The sequence below is a fragment of the Chromatium okenii genome, from assembly GCF_016583745.1.
Classification (GTDB): domain Bacteria; phylum Pseudomonadota; class Gammaproteobacteria; order Chromatiales; family Chromatiaceae; genus Chromatium; species Chromatium okenii.
Map to the genome: position 1 here is coordinate 1 of NZ_NRRQ01000080.1, position 1,910 is coordinate 1,910.

Below are 1,910 nucleotides of genomic sequence, written 5' to 3' on the forward strand. Positions count from 1 at the left end.
TCAATAATACGTCAATCCCGGCATTGGCTAACCAGACGCTGAGATTAACGGCAATGGTGCTCTTGCCGGTGCCGCTTTTCTCACCGCCGAGGAGAAGGATCATGGTTGCGTCTCGTGGGCTGAAATGTGACGCTAATTTAACTTAAATTGATCCTTGGTTGCGTGGGTGGGGGCTGGTGGTGCTTTGCGGAAATTAGCCGACACTAATAACCGATTTTTTGCGGGAGAATTGAAAATTTGTCAGCACTAAACCGATCAATTCCGTCATCTCACTGTGCCACTACCATGAACATCAGCCGCATTCCGATCATCGCTCTATTCTTCAGTGTCACGGTGTTGGCTGATGGCGTGACCGCGATTCAATTCCCGACAGGCCAGTCATCCCGCACGGTGTCAGCAAGTGTGGTGCGCGGTGAGCGGGATCGCTATTCAATCATCGCTAAACAAGGGCAAACCATGACCGTTGCAATCCATGCGATTGAAGATAATGCGGTCTTTAATCTCTATGCGCCCAAGTATCGGCTTCAAGCTGATGGTTCAATTGCGGGTGAAACCTTGCCCAATGCGGGTGAGGGTGATGATGCAGTGGAATGGACGGGTGTATTGCCCAGCTCCGGGCGGTATCTGATTGCAGTAGGTGGCACTCGCGGCAATGCCAATTAACGGTGATGATCCGCTAAGACGATTGTTGTGTAGTCCGATTAAGACTACAGTCAACACTCCAACAGTTAGGAGCGCATCATCATGTCTAGCGTCAATACCTATGTTCGTGCCCGCATTGATCCCGTGACCAAAGAACGTGCTGAGGAAGCATTGGAGGCAATGGGTTTATCTATCTCTGATGCGATTCGCTTATTGATGCGCCGCATTGCTGATGATCGTTGTTTACCCTTTGAAGTTAGAGCAGCGAGTGCGATAACCCGCGCTGCGATCACTGAACTGGAGGCAGGTAAAGGTCAACATTTCAACAGCATTGATGATCTGATGGCGGACTTGAATGCGGACGATTGAACGATCATCAACTTTCAAACGCGATTACAAGCACACGAAGGCAAATCCGCAGCACCGTTCTGATCTGGATGCGTTAGTGATGAAGGTATTGGCAGCGTTAGTTGCTGACCAAACCTTGCCAGCGAGTAACCGCGATCATGCACTAAGCGGTCAGTGGACAGGCAACCGCGAGTGTCACATCAAACCTGATTTGTTATTGGTCTATCGGAAATTGGATCACAATATCTTGCGGTTAGTCCGGCTTGGTTCACACAGTGAACTGTTCAGCTAAACCACAATATCTAGTATCAGTACGGTAATGGAGGCACCACATCTGGTGGTTCGACTTCATTGGGAATGAAGTTCTCAAACTTGGTGTATTTACCGAGAAAGGTGAGGCGCACCGTTCCAATCGGGCCGTTGCGCTGTTTGGCAATGATGATCTCGGCAGTCCCAACGTCTTTGCTCTCTGGGTATAGACCGATACATTTTTCTTAACTTTCGTTAACTGCGACAACTTGATCCGTAACCGGCGTTGTCGGGTATATTTACCAAGGCACGAAATAAACACTTCGTGCTCTAACTCTTAGATGTGTTTCAAGTTTTACGCTAACAACTCGTGTTAGCAACCGCATACTCGAACTTGTTAAAGAGCTCAATTAACAACGCGGGCTTGGTTCTCGCCATAAGGTACACGTTGTTGCAAACACAATAACCATGATGTGGCGATGATGTCAAACCAGTGATTAGTAGCAAATGGTAAAAATTAGTAGGTTATTGAGTACTATGTATCAACCTCATCGCGGTAGACAAACAGGATCAAATCCGCGTCCTGTTCTAAAGTACCTGTTAGGGCATCCTGTAACGATCTCAGTCCATCAAGATCAATCGCCGCAGCGATATTCCAACCAACCCCGCAG

4 protein-coding genes and 1 pseudogene are annotated in these 1,910 nt (G+C 48.2%); 3 read left to right on the forward strand and 2 right to left on the reverse strand.

Annotation, left to right across the window (positions count from 1 at the left end):
• On the reverse strand, positions 1–103 hold a 103-nt coding region (locus tag CKO12_RS14110), incomplete at its 3' end, for a nucleotide-binding protein (RefSeq protein WP_274599928.1).
• A 182-nt stretch (positions 104–285) separates the two neighbouring features.
• Here CKO12_RS14110 and CKO12_RS14115 point away from each other — a divergent pair.
• The 3 genes from CKO12_RS14115 (at position 286) to CKO12_RS14125 (ending at position 1,282) form a co-directional block, all read left to right on the forward strand.
• On the forward strand, positions 286–663 hold the full coding sequence (locus CKO12_RS14115) for a hypothetical protein (RefSeq protein WP_200155361.1): 378 nt from the start codon (positions 286–288) through the stop codon (positions 661–663).
• An 81-nt stretch (positions 664–744) separates the two neighbouring features.
• Positions 745–1,011 carry a type II toxin-antitoxin system RelB/DinJ family antitoxin gene (locus tag CKO12_RS14120; RefSeq protein ID WP_207146392.1) on the forward strand — a complete coding sequence of 89 codons (267 nt, stop codon included), beginning with the start codon at positions 745–747 and terminating at the stop codon, positions 1,009–1,011.
• Positions 998–1,282 carry a type II toxin-antitoxin system YafQ family toxin gene (locus tag CKO12_RS14125; protein ID WP_200155362.1) on the forward strand — a complete coding sequence of 95 codons (285 nt, stop codon included), beginning with the start codon at positions 998–1,000 and terminating at the stop codon, positions 1,280–1,282. Before CKO12_RS14120 ends, CKO12_RS14125 begins: the two co-directional genes overlap by 14 nt.
• A gap of 16 nt (positions 1,283–1,298) precedes the next feature.
• Here CKO12_RS14125 and CKO12_RS14130 read toward each other — a convergent pair.
• Positions 1,299–1,460, reverse strand: a pseudogene (locus CKO12_RS14130) (DnaB-like helicase C-terminal domain-containing protein); the annotation flags it as partial.
• Positions 1,461–1,910 lie beyond the last annotated feature (450 nt).

Bases quoted from the DNA above. Each gene is read 5' to 3' on its own strand.
- CKO12_RS14115 (WP_200155361.1), top strand. From the start codon at position 286: ATGAACATCAGCCGCATTCCGATCATCGCTCTATTCTTCAGTGTCACG.
- CKO12_RS14120 (WP_207146392.1), top strand. From the start codon at position 745: ATGTCTAGCGTCAATACCTATGTTCGTGCCCGCATTGATCCCGTGACC.
- CKO12_RS14125 (WP_200155362.1), top strand. From the start codon at position 998: ATGCGGACGATTGAACGATCATCAACTTTCAAACGCGATTACAAGCAC.